The sequence below is a fragment of the Halomonas fontilapidosi genome (genome assembly GCF_014192285.1).
GTDB lineage: Bacteria > Pseudomonadota > Gammaproteobacteria > Pseudomonadales > Halomonadaceae > Halomonas > Halomonas fontilapidosi.
In genome coordinates this window covers 52368-72078 of record NZ_JACHXQ010000008.1, presented here as the reverse complement: position 1 = coordinate 72078, position 19711 = coordinate 52368, and the positions used below count along the sequence as shown (strand labels likewise).

The window sequence follows — 19711 nt, the reverse complement described above, 5'->3', positions numbered from 1 at the left end:
CGCGCCTCAGCGCGGCTGTTTCGGAATCTCTTCCACGCGGGTGGCGATGTCCTCGTCTGCCTCGTAGAGCGCCTCGAGTTCCCGGGCGGCTTCCTGAATCGTCTGGATCTGCTGCGTCTCGTTGCCGAACACCTCGAGCTGGCGCAGCAGCGCCTGCTCATCGTGGGGGCGGAAGGTATCGATGGTGTGCTGGGCCTGCTCGCGGGGGATGCCCAGGCCGATCAGGGCCTCGCGGGTCAGCTCGAGACTGGCCGGCAGCAGCTCACGCACGATGTGAGTGATCCCGGCTCGCATCAGCAGGTGAGCATGGTGGCGGTTGCGTGCCCGGGCATAGAGCTGAAGGTGGGGAAACTGACGCCGCACCTGGCCGACGATGCGCATCGAGGCCTCGGGGTCGCCCACCGCCACCACAAGCACCCTGGCCCGGTCGGCGCCGGCGGCCTTGAGCAGGTCGATACGCGAGGCATCGCCGTAGTAGACCTTGTTGCCGTAACGGCGCACTACCTCGACCTGGTCGGCGTTGATGTCGAGCACCGTGTAGGGGATCTTCAGTCCCTGCAGCGCGCGCCCCATGATCTGCCCGAAGCGGCCAAATCCGGCAATGATGATCTGCGGGGCATTGTCGGGCAGGGGGTCATAGGCGCGCTTCGCCCGGCGGGGGGAGAAGAGCCGGCGAAGGCCCCGCACATGCAGCAGGAAGAGCAGCGGGGTGGTCGCCATGGAGAGCGAGATTACCAGAATCAGCAGGCTGACCAGCGAGGGGTCAAGCAGGGCAGCCGTTGCGGCCGCGGAGAGCAGCACGAAGCCGAACTCGCCGCCCTGGGAGAGCAGTACCGCCAGGTTGAGTCCATCCTTCCACCCCGTGCCGTGGACTTTCGCGGCAACCAGCATGGTCAGCGCCTTGAGACCCACCAGCCCCAGGGTCAGGCCGAGCACGACCAGCGGCATCTCGCCGAGCAGGCGGATATCGGCGGTCATGCCCACGGCCATGAAGAACAGCCCCAGCAGCAGGCCGCGGTAAGGCTCGATATCGGCCTCGATGTTATGGCGGTAGCTCGAGTCGGCGAGCAGCACGCCGGCGATGAAGGCCCCCAGGGCCATGGAGAGCCCGGCCAGCTCCATCAGCAGGGCGGCGCCGATCACCACCAGCAATACCGTGCCGGCAAAGACCTCGCGGCTGCGGGTGGCCGCCGCATAGTGGAATAGCGGTCTCAGCAGGTAGCGGCCGCCGACGATCAGTCCGAAGAAGGCGCCGACTGCCACCAGAAGCTCCCGAAGCAGCGGCAACAGCCCCTCGGCCAGCAGGCTCTCGGCGGCCAGCATGGGAATGATGGCCAGCACCGGGATCGCCGCCAGGTCCTGGAACAGCAGCAGGGCGAAGGCATTGCGGCCGTGACGGGTCTGCAGCTCATGGCGTTCACCGAGCAGCTGCAGCACCAGCGGTGTGGAGCAGAGCCCCAGACTGAAGCCGACGACCAGCGCCGCGGCCGGGGAGAGTCCCAGCCACCAGGCGGCCAGCGAGAGCAGGGTCGTGGTGATGGCGACCTGCAGGCTACCGAAGCCGAACACCGCCTTGCGCATCACGCGCAGGCGGGAGGGCTTGAGTTCCAGGCCGATCACGAACAGCAGGAAGACGATGCCGACCTGGGAGAACTGCAGCACCGCCTCGGCGTCGGCCACCAGGGCCAGCACGGACGGACCGATCACCACCCCCGCGGCCAGGTAGCCCAGCACCTCGCCGAGCCCCAGGCGCTTGAAGACCGGCACGATCAGCACCGCTGCCACCAGGAAGATCAGCGCATTGAGCAGCAGGTCGGTAGCCAAGGGGCCTCCTTGCGAATGGCGATGAAGGTCTCCATTCTACCTGAGGGAGATCATGCAGTGATCATGCAAGCGTCGGGCCAGGTGAGCGGGCCCGGCCTCGAGAGGCCCCTTTCGGAGGCCCCATCAGAAGGAGAGCGTCATGCGACTCAATGCCGACTTCAGCCGCCGCGCGGTGGTCACTCCCGACCAGTACCGCTGGGTGGCGTCCCCGACCCCGGGGGTGGAACGGATGATGCTGGACCGAGTCGGCGACGAGGTGGCCCGGGCCACCTCCCTGGTGCGCTATGCGCCTGACAGCACCTTCCCGACCCACGAGCACGGTGGCGGCGAGGAGATCCTGGTGCTGGAGGGCGAGTTCGCCGATGAGCATGGCCGCTATCCCGCGGGGCACTACCTGCGCAACCCCATCGGCACTGCTCACGCGCCGCGGGTGGGCGAAGAGGGGGCGTTGATCTTCGTCAAGCTGCACCAGTTCGCGCCGGACGATACCCAGCAGAAGGCCATCGACACCCGCGCCGGCGGCTGGCGCCCCGGGCTCGTCGAGGGTCTCGAGGTGCTGCCGCTTCATGATTTCGAGGGCGAGCACGTGGCGCTGGTGCGCTGGGCGCCCAACACCCGCTTCCAGACCCATGCCCACTGGGGCGGCGAGGAGATCCTGGTCCTCGAGGGCACCTTCCACGACGAGCATGGGGCCTATCCCGCCGGCAGCTGGCTGCGCAGCCCCCATCGCAGCCAGCACACGCCGTTCACGCAGGAGGATGGCGCGCTGATCTACGTCAAGGTCGGCCACCTGCTGCCCGAGTGATGGCGGTGCCCGTTCAGCCAGGCCCAGAACGGGCAGTCGGCCACGATTGTGTGTTTTGCGGCTCCTGTGCTACCTCTAGGCATGGCATTTCGCCGAATGGAAACCGACAAGGAGGCGTCGCATGGGTATCGAGGTAGGCGGTCTGCTGGGCCTGATCTGGCTGATTATCGTCATCTGGGCGATCGTCAAGGTGGCCCAGAGCTCGGCTGGAGGACTGGCCAAGCTGATCTGGATCCTGGTGTTGCTGTTCTTCCCGCTGATCGGGCTGATCATCTGGCTGCTGTTCGGGCCGAAGGGATAGCGGGCTTCCCTGATCATGGCTTGCTTGAACGATAGGCGCCCGTGGTCCTTGCGGACCGCGGGCGCTTCGCACGGTATGCCGGTTTTCACCGGTTCAGCGCTCTTGCTGTCCTTCCTCGGCGCGGATCTCCTCCAGCGTACGCCCCGATACCACGGATTCGGGTTCGGTGGACGTGGGATTGCGTCGTGCATCGGCGGCCTCGTCCTCCATCTTCACCAGCAGCCACCCCTCCCCCTGCTCCAGGTGCGTGCGGATCAGCGCATAGCCCCCGCGTAGCTTCTCGCCCTCCAGCCAGACGGTAGCATGGCCCTCCTTGAGCTGTTCGGCGATCGATGGCCGGTCGTCGCCCTCCTTGAGGTTGCGATAGTCGCCGCGGTCCCAGATCAGCACGGTACCGGCACCATATTCGCCCTTCGGTATCACGCCCTCGAAGTCGGCATAGGCCAGGGGATGATCCTCGGTGGGAATGGCCAGGCGCTTGTCGCGCGGATCGGTAGAGGGGCCCTTGGGCACTGCCCAGGACTTGAGCACGCCGTCGACCTCCAGGCGAACATCGTAGTGAAGGGTTGAGGCATCATGCTGCTGGATGACGAAGCGCGGCCGCTGACCTTCTCTGCCGCCCTCGTCGGGTTCGGGTGTGCGGTGCAGGTCGCGTTTTTCGCGGTAGCGCTTCAGGTTGTCGCGAGATGTCGCCATGGTCGCCTCTTGGCAGGTGAGGGCCTGTCGACCAGTCTAGTCGCTGCAGGGGATTGTCCCGAGGCGCATTGCCGTCCACCTTGAAGGAGGGAATGGCACCGGAAAAGGAGTGACGGATGGGACGGGACCTGGAGCGACTCAACGTTGGCCGACCCGGTGGGATGTCGGTGGTCACGCTGCTGCTGCTGGCCAACGGCCTGATTTTCCTGGTCGAACTGGTCATGCCGCGGGTGATGTTCCAGCTTTTCGCCCTCTGGCCTCTCGGCGAGGCCCCGGCGGCGCTGCCGCTGTCACTCGACATGCCGGTGGGTGAGTTCCATCTCTGGCAGTTGCTGAGCTACGCCTTTCTCCATGGCAGCCTCTTCCATCTCTTCATCAACATGTTCGTGCTGTGGATGTTCGGCAGTCCGCTGGAGCGCGACTGGGGCAGCCAGCGTTTCGCGACCTACTACGTCCTGTGCGCGCTGGGGGCAGGGGCCGTCCAACTACTGGTGGTCTCGATGGGCGAATTCGCCCCTACGGTGGGCGCCTCGGGGAGCGTCTACGCGCTGCTGCTGGCCTTCGGCATGCGCTACCCGAACCAGTACATCCTGCTGCTGATCCCGCCGATCCCCATGAAGGCCAAGTACTTCGTGATCGTCATCGGCCTCATCGAGCTATGGTCCGGTATCGCCGGCACCCAACAGGGGGTGGCGCATTTCGCTCACCTGGCGGGAATGGTGGTGGGCCTCTTCCTGTTGCTGAGTTGGCGGCGGCCGCCGCCTTCCCGGGGTGGGTAGCAAGGGGAAGAGGCGCAGGGCGACGGCCAGGACCGGAGTCAGGACTCGGCTGGTTGCCGCTACTGCCGATCAGTCCAGTCGCGGCACGGGATTGTCGCGAGGCTCCTTTCGATCGCACTTCACACACTCGAGCGCGAGGCCGAGTCGCGAACGGCGACCCGCCTCGGTGATCACCCAGGGTCGCTCGGTCCAGGGCGGTTGATGGCGCACGTGCTGGTTGTGGCCGCAGGCGAGTTCCGCGACCCAGTGGTCCTCCTCGTCGCGGTGATAGCCGATGATGGGCTGCTGCATGCGTCAATCCCAGCTCAGTGCACCGCCCACCTGGTACTCGGTGACGCGGGTCTCGAAGAAGTTCTTCTCCTTGCGCAGGTCGATGATCTCGCTCATCCACGGGAAGGGGTTCTGCGCGCCGGGGAACTGCTCCTTCAGGCCGATCTGCGCCAGGCGGCGGTTGCAGATGAAGTGCAGGTACTCTTCCATGATCGCCGCGTTCATGCCAAGTACGCCGCGGGGCATGGTGTCGCGGGCATAGGCGATCTCGAGCTCGGTACCCTCGAGGATCATCTGGGTGACCTCGTCCTGGAACTCCGCGGTCCACAGCTGCGGGTTCTCGATCTTGATCTGGTTGATCATGTCCACGCCGAAGTTCAGGTGCATGGACTCGTCGCGCAGGATGTACTGGAACTGCTCAGCCACCCCGGTCATCTTGTTGCGCCGGCCCATGGAGAGGATCTGGCTGAAGCCGCAATAGAAGAAGATGCCTTCGGTAACGCAGTAGAAGGCGATCAGGTTGCGCAGCAGTTCCTGGTCGGTCTCGGTGGTGCCGGTATTGAAGTCCGGACGCGCTAGCGACTGGGTGTGCTTGAGGCTCCAGGCGGACTTGGCGGCCACCGAGGGCACCTCGCGGTACATGTTGAAGACCTCGCCCTCGTCCATGCCCAGCGACTCCACGCAGTACTGGTAGGCATGGGTATGGATCGCCTCCTCGAAGGCCTGGCGCAGCAGGTACTGGCGGCATTCGGGGTTGGTGATCAGGCGATAGAGCGCCAGCACCAGGTTGTTGGCCACCAGCGAGTCCGCCGTGGAGAAGTAGCCCAGGCTGCGCTCGACGATGCGCCGTTCGTCCGCGGTGAGGCCCTCGGCACTCTTCCACAGCGCGATGTCGGCGTTCATGTTCACTTCCTGAGGCATCCAGTGGTTGGCGCTGCCGTCCAGGTACTTCTGCCAGGCCCACTCGTACTTGAAGGGCACCAGCTGGTTGAGGTCGGCGCGGGCGTTGATCATGCGCTTGTCGTCGACCTCGATGCGCGCCGCGCCCATCTCGAGCTCCTCGAGCCCGGCCGCCACGTCGAGGGCCTCCAATGAGGCCCGGGCACGGGCCAGGCGGTCACCCTCGGCGGCCTGGTAGCTGCTGCGGTGCTCGGCAACGGCCGCGTCGTCGGCCTGGGACTCGGCAGCGGGCTGCGGGGCGGGCGCCGGCTTGGGCTGCTCGGCGACGGTTGTCTCGTCCTCGTGGAATTCGTCCCAGTTCAGCATTCTCGCGTTCTCCAGATCGTCTTTCAGACGAGGCTGGCACCGGAGTGTGTGCCAGCGTGGTATGTGAGTCGGCAGGAAGCCGGTTTTGCTTGAAGCTTCCAGCTTCCGGCTTACAGCTTTATTGACAGGCCTCGCAGCCCAGCTCGTCGATCTCGCCGGCACTCGGTGCCCGCTGGCCGCCCTTGCCCTGCAGGAAGTCGTCGATGCCGCGCGGCTCGCGGCTCGACCCGGCAGAGGGCTCTGGCGCCGGTGCCTGCCCCGGGGCGGCGTTGCTCACGGCATTGAGGGTGCCGCGATCGACGGTCGACTTCTCCACCGAGGTGGCGCCCAGGGCGCGCAGGTAGTAGGTGGTCTTGAGGCCGCGGAACCAGGCCATGCGGTAGGTCACGTCGAGTTTCTTGCCGGAAACTCCCTTGATGTAGAGGTTCAGCGACTGGGCCTGGTCGATCCACTTCTGGCGCCGCGCAGCGGCCTCCACCAGCCACTTGGGCTCCACCTCGAAGGCGGTGGCGTACTTGGCCTTGAGATCGTCCGGGATGCGGTCGATGGGCTGGGCCGAGCCGTCGTAGTATTTGAGGTCGTTGATCATCACCTCGTCCCACAGGCCGCGCGCCTTGAGGTCGTTGACCATGGGCGCGTTGACCACCGTGAACTCGCCGGAGAGGTTCGATTTCACGTAGAGGTTCTGGTAAGTCGGCTCGATCGACTGGGTCACGCCACAGATGTTGGAGATGGTGGCGGTCGGGGCAATGGCCATCACGTTGGAGTTGCGCATGCCCTGCTCGGCGATCTTGTCGCGCAGGCGATCCCAGTCCTGGGTCGCGCTCTCGTCGACCTCGAGGTACTTCTCGCCGCGCTCGGTCTTGAGCTTCTGCAGGGAGTCGATGGGCAGGATGCCCTGGCTCCACAGCGAGCCCTCGAAACTCTGGTAGCGGCTACGCTCGGCGGCGAGGTCGGAGGAGGCCTCGATGGCGTGGTAGCTGACCAGCTCCATGGAACGGTCGGCGAACGCGACGGCGGCTTCCGAGGCATAGGCGATGTCCTGGGCGTAGAGGGCATCCTGGAAGCCCATGATGCCCAGCCCGACCGGACGGTGCTTGGCGTTCGAGTGGCTGGCCTGGGGCACCGCGTAATAGTTGATATCGATGACGTTATCGAGCATGCGCACGGCGGTGCGCACGGTCTTCTTGAGCTTCTCGCCGTCGAGCCGGCCATCGACGACGTGCTGGGCCAGGTTGACCGAGCCCAGGTTGCACACCGCGATCTCGTCGGCCGAGGTATTGAGGGTGATCTCGGTGCAGAGGTTGGAGCTGTGCACCACGCCGGCGTGCTGCTGCGGGCTCCTCAGGTTGCACGGGTCCTTGAAGGTGATCCAGGGATGGCCGGTCTCGAACAGCATCGAGAGCATCTTGCGCCACATGTCCTTGGCGCGGACGCGCTTGTAGAGCTTGAGCTCCCCGGTGCGGGTCATCGCCTCGTACTCCTCGTAGCGCTGCTCGAAGGCAGCGCCGTAGAGATCGTGCAGGTCCGGGCAGGTGGCGGGGGAGAAGAGCGTCCACTCGCCATCATCGAAGACCCGCTTCATGAACAGGTCGGGCACCCAGTTGGCGGTGTTCATGTCGTGGGTGCGGCGGCGATCGTCGCCGGTGTTCTTGCGCAGTTCCAGGAACTCCTCGATATCAAGGTGCCAGGTCTCGAGGTAGGCGCAGACCGCGCCCTTGCGCTTGCCACCCTGGTTGACCGCCACGGCGGTGTCGTTGACCACCTTGAGGAAGGGGACGACGCCCTGGGACTTGCCGTTGGTGCCCTTGATCCAGGAGCCGAGCGCGCGCACCGGCGTCCAGTCGTTGCCCAGGCCCCCGGCCCACTTGGAGAGCAGGGCGTTGTCGCGGATGGCGCTGTAGATGCCGTCCAGCTCGTCGGGCACGGTGGTCAGGTAACAGCTGGAGAGCTGGCTGCGCACGGTGCCGGCGTTGAACAGGGTCGGCGTGGAGGCCATGTAGTCGAAGCTCGAGAGCAGCTCGTAGAACTCGATGGCCCGCCCCTCGCGGTCGTCCTCGTTGAGGGACAGGCCCATGGCGACCCGCATGAACATCACCTGGGGCAGCTCGTAGCGCACCTCGTCGCGGTGGATGAAGTAGCGGTCGTAGAGGGTCTGCAGGCCCAGGTAGGTGAAGGCGTTGTCGCGATGGTGGTCCAGCGCCTCGCCCAGGCGGTCGAGGTCGAACTCGGCAAGCCGAGGGTCGAGCTGCTCGAACTCGATGCCCTTGGCGATATAGGCCTTGAAGGCCGGCGCGTAGAGCTCGGCCATCTCGCCGTAGGTGGCCTCGTCGGCGATACCCAGGAAGGCGAGGGCTTCACGGCGCAGGTTGTCCTGCAGCAGTCGGGCGGTGACGTAGGTGTAGTCGGGGTCCTTCTCCACCAGGGTACGCGCGGTCATCATCAGCGCCTGGGAGACGCCGTCCACGGTCACGCCGTCATAGAGGTTCTTCAGCGAGTCCTCGACGATCTTCCCGGCGTCGACGTTGGCCAGGCCCTCGCAGGCATCCGCCACCAGGGTCTCGATGCGGCCCAGATCGAGCGGTCGGGTGGTGCCGTCGGCGAGGGTGACGTTGAGGCTGGGGTGGGGCTTGACGATGTCGTCGCCGGCCGCGGCCCGCGCCCGGGCATGCTCCTCGCGGTAGAGCACATAGGCGCGGGCGACCCGCTGCTCGCCGGCGCGCATCAGCGCCAGCTCGACCTGGTCCTGGATGTCCTCGATATGCAGGGTGCCGCCGTCGGGCATGCGGCGCAGGAAGGCCTGCTCGATGCTGTCGGTGGACTGGCGGACGAAATCGCGCACCCGCGAGGAGGTGGCGGCGTTGTCGCCTTCCACGGCGATGAAGGCCTTGCTCATGGCGACGGCGATCTTGTCGCCGTCGAAGGGCACGACATCGCCGTTACGCTTGATGACGCGTAGGGCCTTGGGTGCGGTGACGGAAACGGACGGCTCGTCCTGGGTGACAATGGTATCCATGGCGCCGGAGTCCCTGACTGGTGGTTCGAATGGCCGCAGGCCGCCTTTGTGGCGACGGTTGACAGGCATGGTCTCGATTGCTAAGGCACACGATGTAGTATCCGTGCCAGACCGAGACACAAGATAGTGTGCTTTCCGGGGTCCATCAAGTGGATAAGTTGTGGACCGTCTGTGGCCATCCGTGGGACAGAATGGTACCCGTCGCCAGGCCCCTGTCGTGGGGCCTGGGAGACATTCAGTGTCGTCGTATGGCGACGGGAAGGCGCAGTGACGGATTTCGGGTATCCTTTAGCCATTAACCTTGTCTCCCGCGCACGGGAGCCCCGCGACCGCTCACCTGCCCGTCAGGATGGAACAGAGGATGGACGACAGCTTGCAAGCCCAGGAACAGGATCATGTGCTGATCATCGAGGATGACGAGCGGCTGGCCGGCCTGACCCGCGACTATCTGGAGGCCAACGGCTTCCGGGTCACGGTCGAGGCCGATGGTGCCCGTGGGGTGGAACGGATTCTCTCCCTGCAACCGGACCTGGTGATCCTCGACCTGATGCTGCCGGGCGAGGATGGTCTGTCGATCTGCCGCCGGGTGCGCAGCGAATACGCCGGCCCGATCATGATGCTCACCGCCCGTACCGATGACATGGACCAGGTGCTGGGCCTGGAAATGGGCGCCGACGACTATGTGCCCAAGCCGGTGCAGCCGCGGGTGCTGCTGGCACGCATGCGTGCCCTGCTGAGGCGCGCGGAGCCGATCGAGGCCGGCGGGGAGACGCGCCTGACCTTCTCCGATCTGGTGATCGACAACGCCACCCGCGAGGCCTGGCTGGATGGCCAGCGCATCGACCTGACGAGTGCCGAGTTCGACCTGCTGTGGCTGCTGGCCAGCAACGCCGGCCGAGTTCTGACCCGCGAAGAGATCTTCGACCGCCTGCGCGGCATCAAGTACGACGGTCAGGATCGCTCCATCGACGTTCGCGTCTCGCGCATTCGCCCCAAGATTGGCGACGATCCCAACCAGCCGCACCGCATCAAGACGGTGCGTAGCAAGGGCTACCTCTTCGTCAAGGATGGCTGAGCATGCGTCGGACTCTGGCCGACAGCACCTTCCTGCGCGTCTATGTGCTGCTTGCGCTGGCGCTGCTGCTGACCTTCGGGCTGGCCCTGCTGGGGCTGGCCATGGTCGACCAGGTGCGCCGCGAGCACTATCGCGAGCAGCTGGTCGACCCGCCCATGCGGGTGCTGACCGCCTGGGTTGATGCGCTGCCCGAGGCCGGGCGCCAGGCCTGGCTGGCGAGCCGCGCCGAGCAGCTCGACATGACCCTGCGGCTGGTATCGGTTGATGACCTGTCCCTGAACTACTTTTCCCGCTCGCGCCTCGAGCGCGGCCGCGTCCTGGTCATGCCGCGAGGCGAGCATGGCTGGCGCCTGCAGCGCCTGCTGCCCAGTGGCGAGCAGCTGCTGGAGGTCGATCTGGCGAGTCTCAGCGAACAGCAGCTGCGCGGGCTCACCGAACTGCTCGCCGAGTGGCTGATCCGGGTGCCGGACGACGGCGCGCAACAGGCCCGGCTCGCGCGGGTCACCGGCGAGGGCATTCCCCTGCAGCTGAGCGACGCCCCGCCCGAGGGGCTGGACGCTCGCCAGCTGGCGCGCCTGGCCGAGGGCGAGGTGGTGATCCGTCTGCTGCCCGGGCGCTGGTCGATGGCGATGTATCGTCTGCTGCCCGGCAGCGAGGCGCAGCCTCGCTGGCTGGCCATCGGCCCGGTGAAGGCCTTCGAGCCGCTGCCGGTCTCGCTGCTGCTGCTGCTGCTGGTGCTGCTGCTCGGCGTGCTGGCAGCGATCATCTACCTCATCGTGCGCGGCGTGGAGGCCCGCATGGCGCGACTGGAGCTGGCGGCGACGCGCATTGCCGGCGGCCGCCTGGATACCCGCGTCAAGGTCGAGAGCGGCGACTTCCTGGGGCGCCTGGGGATGGCCTTCAACGGCATGGCCACCCAGGTACAGTCGCTGCTGCGCGCCCAGCAGGACATGATTCGCGCCGTCTCTCACGAGCTGCGCACCCCGGTGGCGCGCATTCGTTTCGCGGTACAGATGGTCGAGGACATGACCGACGACCCGGCGATCCGGCGTCAGCTGGAGGGCGTCGATGGCGACATCACCGAGCTCGACGAGCTGATCGACGAGATCCTCACCTATGCCCGACTGGGCAGCGAGACGGCCAACGGTGCCGAATTCGAGACCTCGCTGGTCGATTGTCGCGCCATGGCCGAGCGGGTCATCGAGGCGCTGCGGCCGCTGCATCGCGATATCCACATCGCGCTTGACGAGGGGCCGGAGGTGGAGGTCCAGGCGGAGCCGCGCTACCTGCAACGGGCGCTGCAGAACCTGGTGGCCAACGCCTGTCGCCATGCCCATGGTCGAGTCGTGATCCGCCTGCAAAGCGAACCCCGGCTGGTGCGCCTGGACGTGGAGGACGACGGCCCCGGTATCCCCGAGGCGGCGCGCAGCGAAGTCTTCAAACCCTTCGCTCGCCTGGACGACAGCCGCGCCCGCCGCTCCGGGGGCTATGGCCTGGGGCTCTCCATCGTGCAGAAGGTCATGGCATGGCACGGCGGCAGCGTGATGGTGGATGCCAGCGTCGCGCTTGGCGGCGCGCGTTTCACCCTGCTGCTGCCGCGGCGCAACGCTACGCGGGCCTGATCCCTTCCAGTACCGCGAAGGAGGTCTCCCGGGCGGTGCGCAGGAAGTCCTCCATCCAGGGCGCGCCGCGGGTCTCCTCGCGGATGGCCGCGAACAGCGTGCTCCACACTCCCTTCTCGCCCAGCGCCACGGCCTTGACGTAGTCTCGCTCCAGGTACTCGGTGAGAGCCCAGTTGGGCAGGGCGCAGACGCCGCGTCCACTGGCCACCAGCTGCATCATCATGATCGTCAGCTCGGCGGTGCGGACCTCCTTCGGCCGCACCCCGGCGGGGTCAAGGAACTGGGTGAAAACGTCCAGCCGGGCATGTTCCACCGGATAGGTGATCAGGGTCTCCTCGGCCAGTTCCTCGGGGGTGACGAAGGGGCGCCCCGCCAGGGGATGCTGGCGAGCCACGGCCAGCAGGCCCTCATAGCGGAACAGCGGCTCGTAGTGGATGCCGGGCAGCGGCTGAGGGTCGGCGGTGATCACCAGGTCGAGCTGTTCACGGGCCAGCGCCGGTAGGGGGTCGAAGTGATGGCCGCCGGGGATGTCGATCTCCACCTCCGGCCAGTGGTCGCGAAAGTGGTCGATGGTGGGCATCAGCCACTGGAAGCAGCTGTGGCACTCGATGGCCATGTGCAGCCGCCCCTGCTCGTTGCCGGCCAGTCGGGCCAGGTCGCGCTCGGCCATGCGCACCAGAGGCAGGATCTGCTCGGCCAGGGTCAGCAGGCGCGTGCCGGCCCGGGTGAATTCCACCGGCTTGGACTTGCGCAGGAACAGCGGGCTGCCCAGGCGCTCCTCCAGGTCCTTGATCTGGTGAGAGAGGGCCGACTGGGTCAGGTGGACGCGTTCAGCGGCCTCCACCAGGGAGCCGGCATCGCGCAGGGCGACCAGGGTGCGCAGGTGACGGAGTTCGAGCATTCGAGTGAGCCTGATTCATCTTCAAGATTAATAAGTTTAGTTTGATTCACATCGGAGGGCCAGCGAGACTTCCCGGCATCATTCATGCAGAAGGGACGTCATCATGACGCTGGCTCATGTCATCGGCTATCCGCGCGTCGGCGCGGATCGCGAACTGAAGCGTGCCACCGAGGCTTACTGGCAGGGCGACATCGACCGCGAGGCCCTGGAGGCCACCGGGCGCGCACTGCGCCTCGCGAACTGGGCGGCCCAGCGCGAGGCCGGGCTCGACCTGGTGACGGTGGGGGACTTCGCCTTCTACGATCAGGTGCTCGATGTCTCGGTGCTGCTGGGGGCGGTGCCGGAGCGCTTCGCGGCCGAGCAGGAGGTGGCAAGCGGCGAAGTCTCACTGGACACCGCCTTCCGCATGGCCAGGGGGCGGGCCCCCAGTGGCGAGCCGGCCGCGGCCTGCGAGATGACCAAGTACTTCGATACCAACTATCACTATCTGGTCCCTGAGCTGCACGCTGGCCAGACCTTTCGCCTGGCGAGTACACGCCTCTTCAACCAGGTGGATGAGGCCCGGGCCGCCGGCCATCCGGTCAAGGTAGCCCTGACCGGCCCGCTGACCTGGCTGTGGCTGGGCAAGGAGCGCGGCGAGGCCGGCGACGATGTCGACCGGCTTTCGCTGCTCGAGGGTGTCCTCGATGTCTATGCCGAGGTGCTGGAGCGGCTGGCCGGGCAGGGCGTCGAGTGGGTCCAGCTCGACGAGCCGGCCCTGGTGCAGGACCTTCCCCTGGCCTGGCGGCAGGCCTACGAGCGCGCCTACCATCGGCTGCAGGCCACCCCGGTCAAGCTGCTGCTGGCCAGCCCCTTCGGCGGTCTGGGCAACAACCTCTCGCTGGCGGTGGGCCTGCCGGTGGATGGTCTGCACATCGACGTGGTGCGTGCCCCGGCGCAGCTGGAGGCGGTGCTGGATCGCCTGCTGCCCCACAAGGTGCTCTCGGTGGGGGCCATCGACGGGCGCAACGTCTGGCGAGCCGACCTGGCCCTGCTGCGAGAATGCCTGGCCACGGCGCGCATGCGCCTAGGCGAACGGTTGTGGATCGCCACGAGCTGCTCGCTGCTGCATGTGCCGGTGGACCTGGCCGCCGAGACCACGCTGGATGCCGAGCTCAGAAGCTGGCTGGCCTTCGCTCGGCAGAAGCTCGATGAGACGGCCACCCTGGCGCGCCTGCTGGACGGCCGCGCCGGCGCCGCCGATCGTGATCGCATGGAAGCTGCCAGCCGGGCCCTGCAGTCGCGTCGCGAGGCGCCTCGCCTGCATCGCCCCGAGGTGGCCGAGCGGCTGGCCGGGGTCACGACGGCCGATACCCGGCGCGCGCATCGCTTCGCCGAGCGTGCCGTGGCCCAGCAGCGCCATCTCGCGCTGCCACTGTTTCCCACCACGACGATCGGCTCCTTTCCCCAGACCGCGGAGATCCGCGCCGACCGGCGCGCCTTCAAGGCCGTCGAGCTCTCGCGTGAGGGCTATGAGGCCCGGATGCGTGAGGAGATCGCCCGAGCGGTCGCCCGCCAGGAGGCGCTGGACATCGACATGCCGGTGCACGGCGAGCCTGAACGCAACGACATGGTCGAATACTTCGGCGAGCAGCTCGATGGCTACGCCTTCACGCGCTTCGGCTGGGTGCAAAGCTACGGGACACGCTGCGTCAAGCCGCCGATCCTCTTCGGCGACGTGGTGCGCCCGGCGGCGATGACGGTGCGCTGGAGCGAATATGCCCAGTCGCTCACCGACAGGCCGATGAAAGGCATGCTCACGGGGCCGGTGACCCTGCTGCAGTGGTCCTTCGTGCGCGACGACCAGCCCCGCGAGACCACCTGCCGGCAGCTCGCCCTGGCGCTGCGCGACGAGGTCCTCGACCTCGAGGCGGCGGGCATCCGCGCCATCCAGATCGACGAGCCGGCGCTGCGCGAGGGACTGCCGCTGCGCCGCGCCGAGTGGCAGGGCTACCTTGACTGGGCGGTGGCCTGCTTCCGGCTGGCCGCCTCGGGGGTGCGCGACGAGACCCAGATCCACACCCACATGTGCTATGCGGAGTTCAACGACATCATCGAGTCGATTGCCGCCCTGGACGCCGATGTGATCACCATCGAGACGTCGCGCTCGGCGATGGAACTGCTCGACGCCTTCCAGGATTTCGCCTACCCCAACGCCATCGGGCCGGGGGTCTACGACATCCATTCGCCCAACATCCCCGAGGTGGCCTGGATGGTGGCGCTGATGGAAAAGGCTGCCGAGCGCATCCCGGTCGAGCGGCTCTGGGTGAACCCGGACTGTGGCCTCAAGACCCGTGGCTGGGCCGAAGTGGCGCCGGCCCTGGCCAACATGGTCGAAGCGGCGCGGGAGCTGAGGCGACGCCATGGCTGACGCTCTGCGTTGAGCCGGTAGCCGGCGCGCCGGGGCAGGGTGGCTGGTATGCTCCCGGGGAACATCGCCGACACGCAAGGAGCCGCCATGTCTCGTTACACCGCTTCCGTCACCCGCCCCCTCGTCCTGCTGGGGACGGCCCTGTGGCTTGCCGGCTGCGCCGCCACCCCCGACGGCACGTCGACGCGCCCTGAGATCAGCGATCGCGGGGCACCCCGCGATCAGGAAACCCCCGAGGCCCAGCCTACCGCGCCGCTGATGCCGTCGCTGTTCTTTCCCGGGGAGGCTCAGTCGCTCACCGCCTGGCGCTGCACGCCGGCCCAGGACCTGGTCACCGCGGCGGCCGAGGAGGAGCTGCGGCTCTGGTCGGCCCATGGGGCCTATCGGCTGCTGCCGGCGGTGGTGGCCAGCGGTGCTCGCTACCAGCAGGGCGAGCTCAGCTTCTGGAACAAGGGTGACGAGGCGGTGGTGGAGAGCGCCACCGGGCGGCTCGACTGCACCCGCGACCTGACCCAGAAGGTGCTCACCCGTCGCCAGCGGCCGGGTACCATGTTCCACGCCCGCGGCAACGAGCCGGGCTGGATCGTCAATCTGGCCAATGACCGGCCCCAGGCGACCCTGGTGCTGGACTATGGCGAGCGCGAGATGACCCTGCCCTACCGCGTGACCACCCTGGACAACGCCGAGGGGCGCATGATCCTGGCCAGTGGCCGGGCCGACACGCCCTTCGAGCTGCGCCTCGAGGCGCGGGCCTGCTTCGACAGCATGAGCGGTCAGCCCTTCCCGGCGCGGGTCACCCTGAGCATCGACGGCGAGCAGTACCGCGGCTGCGGCCAGGGCATCGCGCCCTGAACGCGCGCAACGCCAGTAACATGCTGGACATGGCGATGCCGGACGCGGCAGCCGTCTTCAGCACTGGCCGGGCGTGCTGATCAGCCACCGGCGTGGCACGAAATCGCTGGTGCATAGTGCCGGTTCCGGGCTGAGGATGCGCGATCCCAACCGTGATAGGGCATCCCGATTGCCGCGGGTGGCAGCGGACAGCTGCGTCGAAACTTCGACCGGCTCCCAGCCATCGTCGTCGCGGGTGGCCAGCGTGAAGGCGAAGGGATGAAAGCCGGGGAAGCCGAGCCGCAGGTCGGTGGCCACCAGGGTCTCGCGGCCGTCGAAGTAGCGAGTCTCGTAGCGCAGGAAGGGGCCGGCGAACCAGTCGAGTCGTCGGCCGCGGGCGGTGTCGAGCGCCGTCGGCTCAAGGTCGGCGCCACGCGCATAGGTCTCCAATGCGGGGCGGCGGTCGCCGTCGAACAGCCCGACCAGGGCCTCGTGGTGGTGCGCGCCGTCGGCCACCGTGACGCGCCACAGCAGCGTATTGAAGGGCGTCGGCTGGACCAGCCGCGGCGCCTGCTGCAGCCCCTGCTCGGCCAGCACCGGGGCGATGCGCGCCTCGACCAGCTGCTTGGCCCCGACAGCGAACACCAGGTAGGCACAGGAGAGGGCCAGTCCCCAGTGAGACGCCCGCCGCGCCTTGCCGGTGATCAGTGCGACGGCCACGCCAGCCAGCAGCGGCAGGCTGTAGAGCGGGTCGATGATAAACACGATGGGCCAGGCTGTTGGTCTTACCTCCATTGGCCACCACAGCTGTGTGCCATAGGTGGTCAGGGTATCGAGCAGCGGATGGGTCAGCAGGATGAGCCCGAAGAACAGCCCCCAGCGACGCAGGGAAATGTCCCGGGCCGGGGCGAAGCGCCACGAGAGCATTGCCAGGGCAATGGCTAGCCCCGCCAGCACGAACAGCGAGTGGGAGAAGCCGCGGTGCTGGGTGACGTTGGCCACGGCATCGCCGTAGTCGATGACCACGTCCAGGTCGGGCAGGGTGCCGAGCGCCGCGCCGAGCAGGACCGCCTTGCGGCCCAACCGACGCCCGAGCACGGTGCCGCCGATTGCCGCGCCCAGGGCGGCCTGGGTAATCGAGTCCATCAGGAGGTCCTTGGTCAGCGATGAGACTTTCCTGTGACGTTCCGGTGTGCCGAGGGTTCCCCCAGGGCGGCGCTCAGCTCAACTGCGTCCAGGGCGGCCCCGCGGCCAGGATGCACGCCTGCACCGGGCAGTCGTCGCGGTGGGCGCCGGGCAGGTAGCCGGTGCTCATCAGCAACTCGCCGACGATCTCCGGCCCGGTGAAGCGGAAGGTGCGCCGGAAGAGTCGCACCCAGGCGGCATGCCCCAGCGGATGGTGGTGATCGAGCCAGGCGCGCAGGCTGCCGTGTTCGGCTTGCAGGGCCTGCGCCACCCCGGCATTGTGAATCACGGCATCGACCTTGAGGCGGTTGCGAATGATGCTTGCATCCGCCAGCAGCCTCGCCCGCTCGGCCTCGCCATAGCCGGCAATGCGATCGATATCGAAGCCCTCGAAAGCAGCCCGGAAGGCCTCGCGCTTCTTCAGCACGGTCAGCCAGGAGAGCCCCGCCTGGTTGATCTCCAGCACCAGTCGCTCGAAGAGGGTGCGGTCGTCGTCGACCGGGAAGCCGTATTCGTGGTCGTGATAGGGCCCATGGAACGGATGCCCGGGGGCCAGGTCGCAGTAGTGGCTCACGCTGTTGCTCCGGGGGTGGCAGTGGGGTCGGGAGGTGGCCGACAATCGTGCCGATACCTTATACCGGGGAGTACCCGTCATGACATCACCGCTACGCCAGACCTTCGCCGGCGCCTTGCTGGCCGTCATTGCCATTCCCGCTTGGGCCGAGACGCCCGTGGTGGAGATGCACAAGGACCCCAACTGCGGATGCTGCACCGCCTGGGCCGAGCACCTGGAGGCCGAGGGCTTCGAGGTCACACAGCACGAGACCCGCGATATGCGGGCGGTGAAGATCGAGCATGGCGTCTCGCCCGAGCTCGCCTCCTGCCACACCGCGGTGGTGGACGGCTACGTGATCGAGGGCCATGTCCCGGCGGCCGACATCCGCCGCCTGCTGGACGAGCAGCCCGAAATGGCGGGCCTCGCGGTGCCGGGCATGCCCCACGGATCTCCGGGCATGGAGACTGGCCGTCAGGACGACTACGCGGTGCTGGGCTGGCGTCATGACGACCGCACGCCGGCCATCTTCTCCGAATACACCCATTGATCCGAACTGACCCAGCAATAGAGAGGGGCGCTGGGGACAAGCCTTGGAGGAGGTCCTACGCCAGGGATGGCGTCGGTAGCGTACAGGGAAGTATTCAAAGCGCCTCCGGAAAGGCTTGTCGCCAGTAAAGCCCCCGTTCCACTAGATAGTTTCGCTCTAAACGACAAGGAGTTGGCCATGCAGTACCTGCATACCATGGTGCGCGTCAGCGACCTCGACGCCTCGCTGCACTTCTACTGCGACCTGCTCGGCCTGAGCGAGGTGCGTCGCAAGGAGAGCGAGAAGGGCCGCTTCACCCTGGTCTTCCTGGCCGCGCCGGAGGACGAGGCCCGCTCCGCCGAGCTCAAGGCGCCAGAGCTGGAGCTGACCTGGAACTGGGATCCCGAGGAGTACAGCGGCGGGCGCAACTTCGGCCACCTGGCCTACCGGGTGGACGACATCTATGCCCTCTGCGAGCACCTGCAGGCGAATGGGGTGACCATCAACCGTCCGCCCCGGGACGGCCACATGGCCTTCGTCAGAAGTCCCGACAATATCTCCGTCGAGTTGCTCCAGAAGGGGGAACCCCAGGAACCGAAAGAGCCTTGGGCTTCCATGGAAAACACGGGTACCTGGTAATCGCCAGGGCTCGGTGTCCGGGTGGCAGGCTCAGTCCGGTCGCCAGGCCATCCGTCCGCTGCCCAGGAAGACCAGCGCCAGGGCGCCGAACAGGAAGAAGCCCTGCAGCTCCAGGGCCCAGCCGCCGTTGTCCTTGAAGGCGGTGACCTCCCCCATGTGTACCAGGAAGATGGCCACCACCATGTTGGCGGCCATCAGCAGCCCCGCCACACGGCTTCGCCAGCCGACCAGCGCCATCAGCGGCGCTACCACTTCGCCGATCAGCACGCCGTAGGCGAGTACGGTCGGCAGGCCCTGGCCGGTCAGGGTGTTGCCAATCCCGGTCAGGCTGCCCGGGTCGAGCAGCTTGGTCAGCCCATGGGGCAGCAGCAGGCCGGCCACGGTGAGTCGCAGGATCAGCTTGCCGAGGGCATCGTTGTGGAGCGCGTGAAGCATGCGGGGCCTCATGGGGGAACAAGGAGCGGTGGAGCGGGGGAATTGTCTCGTTGCCCCAGCTGGGGCAAGCTTGGTGCCTGGGCAATCGCCTCATGCCTCAAGGAAGATACCATGATGATCAAATCGTTACGCAACACGCTGCTGCTCGCGGCTGGCGCCCTGCTGCTGGCCGCCTGCAGCAGCCGTCCGGCTCCCCAGATCGATGACCCCACGGCCCGGCTCGAGGGGCCGGTAGTCGACCAGCGCTGGAACCTGCTGCTGGTGGGCACCAACGAGCGTCTCGAGATGCCGGAGCGTCCCCATTTCGTGATCGACCGCGATGGCCGGGTGAGCGGCAGCGACGGCTGCAACCGACTGATCGGCCGGGCCGCGCTGGGCGAGAACAACCGCATCGAATTCTCGGAGCTGGCCACCACCCGGCGTGCCTGCCCCCGGGCCGAGGACGCCGCCCGCGTGACCGGCATGCTGGAGAACGCCTATCGTTACCTGATCGACCACGACCGGCTGGTGTTCTTCGGTCCCGACCAGCGGGTGCTGGGCGGCTGGCGACGCGTCGACTGATCCCGTAGCGACC

At 67.2% G+C, this 19711-nt stretch carries 19 protein-coding genes; 10 read left to right on the top strand and 9 right to left on the bottom strand.

The window, feature by feature from the left end; all coding sequences use genetic code 11:
• Nucleotides 1-6: 6 nt before the first annotated feature.
• Nucleotides 7-1824 (bottom strand): monovalent cation:proton antiporter-2 (CPA2) family protein, encoded by a 1818-nt coding sequence (locus FHR95_RS12210; RefSeq protein WP_183314583.1) that lies wholly within the window; start codon nt 1822-1824, stop codon nt 7-9.
• Between the two features lie 139 nt (nt 1825-1963).
• Between FHR95_RS12210 and FHR95_RS12205 the strand changes: the two genes are divergently transcribed.
• On the top strand, nt 1964-2629 hold the full coding sequence (locus tag FHR95_RS12205; protein ID WP_040184063.1) for a cupin domain-containing protein: 666 nt from the start codon (nt 1964-1966) through the stop codon (nt 2627-2629).
• Nucleotides 2630-2750: 121 nt separating this feature from the next.
• Nucleotides 2751-2930, top strand: a complete 180-nt coding sequence (locus tag FHR95_RS12200; RefSeq protein WP_040184064.1) for a PLDc N-terminal domain-containing protein — start codon at nt 2751-2753, stop codon at nt 2928-2930.
• A gap of 93 nt (nt 2931-3023) precedes the next feature.
• Here FHR95_RS12200 and FHR95_RS12195 read toward each other — a convergent pair whose 3' ends face one another.
• Complete coding sequence (locus FHR95_RS12195; protein WP_183314582.1) at nt 3024-3626, bottom strand: DNA polymerase ligase N-terminal domain-containing protein; 603 nt, start codon at nt 3624-3626, stop codon at nt 3024-3026.
• A 116-nt stretch (nt 3627-3742) separates the two neighbouring features.
• On the opposite strand from FHR95_RS12195, the gene FHR95_RS12190 reads away from it, so the two are divergent.
• On the top strand, nt 3743-4405 hold the full coding sequence (locus FHR95_RS12190; protein ID WP_246378554.1) for a rhomboid family intramembrane serine protease: 663 nt from the start codon (nt 3743-3745) through the stop codon (nt 4403-4405).
• A gap of 69 nt (nt 4406-4474) precedes the next feature.
• Here the strand turns inward: FHR95_RS12190 and FHR95_RS12185 are convergent, their stop codons facing one another.
• The 3 genes from FHR95_RS12185 to FHR95_RS12175 all read right to left on the bottom strand — a co-directional run bounded on the left by FHR95_RS12185 (nt 4475) and on the right by FHR95_RS12175 (nt 8957).
• Nucleotides 4475-4696 (bottom strand): DUF3565 domain-containing protein, encoded by a 222-nt coding sequence (locus FHR95_RS12185; RefSeq protein ID WP_040184066.1) that lies wholly within the window; start codon nt 4694-4696, stop codon nt 4475-4477.
• A 3-nt stretch (nt 4697-4699) separates the two neighbouring features.
• Nucleotides 4700-5941, bottom strand: a complete 1242-nt coding sequence (locus tag FHR95_RS12180) for a ribonucleotide-diphosphate reductase subunit beta (RefSeq protein WP_183314581.1) — start codon at nt 5939-5941, stop codon at nt 4700-4702.
• Between the two features lie 118 nt (nt 5942-6059).
• The gene (locus FHR95_RS12175; RefSeq protein WP_183314580.1) at nt 6060-8957 is read right to left on the bottom strand and encodes a ribonucleoside-diphosphate reductase subunit alpha; all 2898 of its coding nucleotides are present in this window, start codon (nt 8955-8957) and stop codon (nt 6060-6062) included.
• A 361-nt stretch (nt 8958-9318) separates the two neighbouring features.
• Here FHR95_RS12175 and FHR95_RS12170 point away from each other — a divergent pair, with 361 nt between their 5' ends.
• Nucleotides 9319-10032, top strand: a complete 714-nt coding sequence (locus FHR95_RS12170; protein WP_183314579.1) for a winged helix-turn-helix domain-containing protein — start codon at nt 9319-9321, stop codon at nt 10030-10032.
• 2 nt (nt 10033-10034) lie between these two features.
• Nucleotides 10035-11654: an ATP-binding protein gene (locus FHR95_RS12165; protein ID WP_183314578.1), complete on the top strand. Its 1620-nt coding sequence runs from the start codon at nt 10035-10037 to the stop codon at nt 11652-11654.
• Here FHR95_RS12165 and FHR95_RS12160 read toward each other — a convergent pair.
• Nucleotides 11641-12555 (bottom strand): LysR family transcriptional regulator, encoded by a 915-nt coding sequence (locus FHR95_RS12160; protein ID WP_183314577.1) that lies wholly within the window; start codon nt 12553-12555, stop codon nt 11641-11643. The genes FHR95_RS12165 and FHR95_RS12160 overlap by 14 nt on opposite strands.
• Nucleotides 12556-12658: 103 nt before the next feature.
• On the opposite strand from FHR95_RS12160, the gene metE reads away from it, so the two are divergent.
• On the top strand, nt 12659-14965 hold the full coding sequence (gene metE / locus FHR95_RS12155; RefSeq protein WP_183314576.1) for a 5-methyltetrahydropteroyltriglutamate--homocysteine S-methyltransferase: 2307 nt from the start codon (nt 12659-12661) through the stop codon (nt 14963-14965).
• A gap of 87 nt (nt 14966-15052) precedes the next feature.
• A complete protein-coding gene (locus tag FHR95_RS12150; protein WP_183314575.1) occupies nt 15053-15817 on the top strand; it encodes a COG3650 family protein in 765 nt (254 codons plus the stop codon).
• 57 nt (nt 15818-15874) lie between these two features.
• Here FHR95_RS12150 and FHR95_RS12145 read toward each other — a convergent pair whose 3' ends face one another.
• On the bottom strand, nt 15875-16942 hold the full coding sequence (locus FHR95_RS12145) for a metal-dependent hydrolase (RefSeq protein ID WP_183314574.1): 1068 nt from the start codon (nt 16940-16942) through the stop codon (nt 15875-15877).
• 73 nt (nt 16943-17015) lie between these two features.
• Nucleotides 17016-17555 carry a DNA-3-methyladenine glycosylase I gene (locus FHR95_RS12140; protein ID WP_183314573.1) on the bottom strand — a complete coding sequence of 180 codons (540 nt, stop codon included), beginning with the start codon at nt 17553-17555 and terminating at the stop codon, nt 17016-17018.
• A 79-nt stretch (nt 17556-17634) separates the two neighbouring features.
• On the opposite strand from FHR95_RS12140, the gene FHR95_RS12135 reads away from it, so the two are divergent.
• Together FHR95_RS12135 and FHR95_RS12130 are read left to right on the top strand one after the other, a co-directional pair.
• Nucleotides 17635-18084 carry a DUF411 domain-containing protein gene (locus FHR95_RS12135; protein WP_183314572.1) on the top strand — a complete coding sequence of 150 codons (450 nt, stop codon included), beginning with the start codon at nt 17635-17637 and terminating at the stop codon, nt 18082-18084.
• A 177-nt stretch (nt 18085-18261) separates the two neighbouring features.
• The gene (locus FHR95_RS12130; RefSeq protein ID WP_183314571.1) at nt 18262-18702 is read left to right on the top strand and encodes a VOC family protein; all 441 of its coding nucleotides are present in this window, start codon (nt 18262-18264) and stop codon (nt 18700-18702) included.
• Between the two features lie 30 nt (nt 18703-18732).
• On the opposite strand, the gene FHR95_RS12125 is transcribed toward FHR95_RS12130, so the two are convergent.
• Nucleotides 18733-19137 (bottom strand): DoxX family protein, encoded by a 405-nt coding sequence (locus tag FHR95_RS12125; RefSeq protein WP_183314570.1) that lies wholly within the window; start codon nt 19135-19137, stop codon nt 18733-18735.
• A 111-nt stretch (nt 19138-19248) separates the two neighbouring features.
• On the opposite strand from FHR95_RS12125, the gene FHR95_RS12120 reads away from it, so the two are divergent.
• Complete coding sequence (locus FHR95_RS12120) at nt 19249-19698, top strand: META domain-containing protein (RefSeq protein WP_183314569.1); 450 nt, start codon at nt 19249-19251, stop codon at nt 19696-19698.
• Nucleotides 19699-19711: the final 13 nt, after the last annotated feature.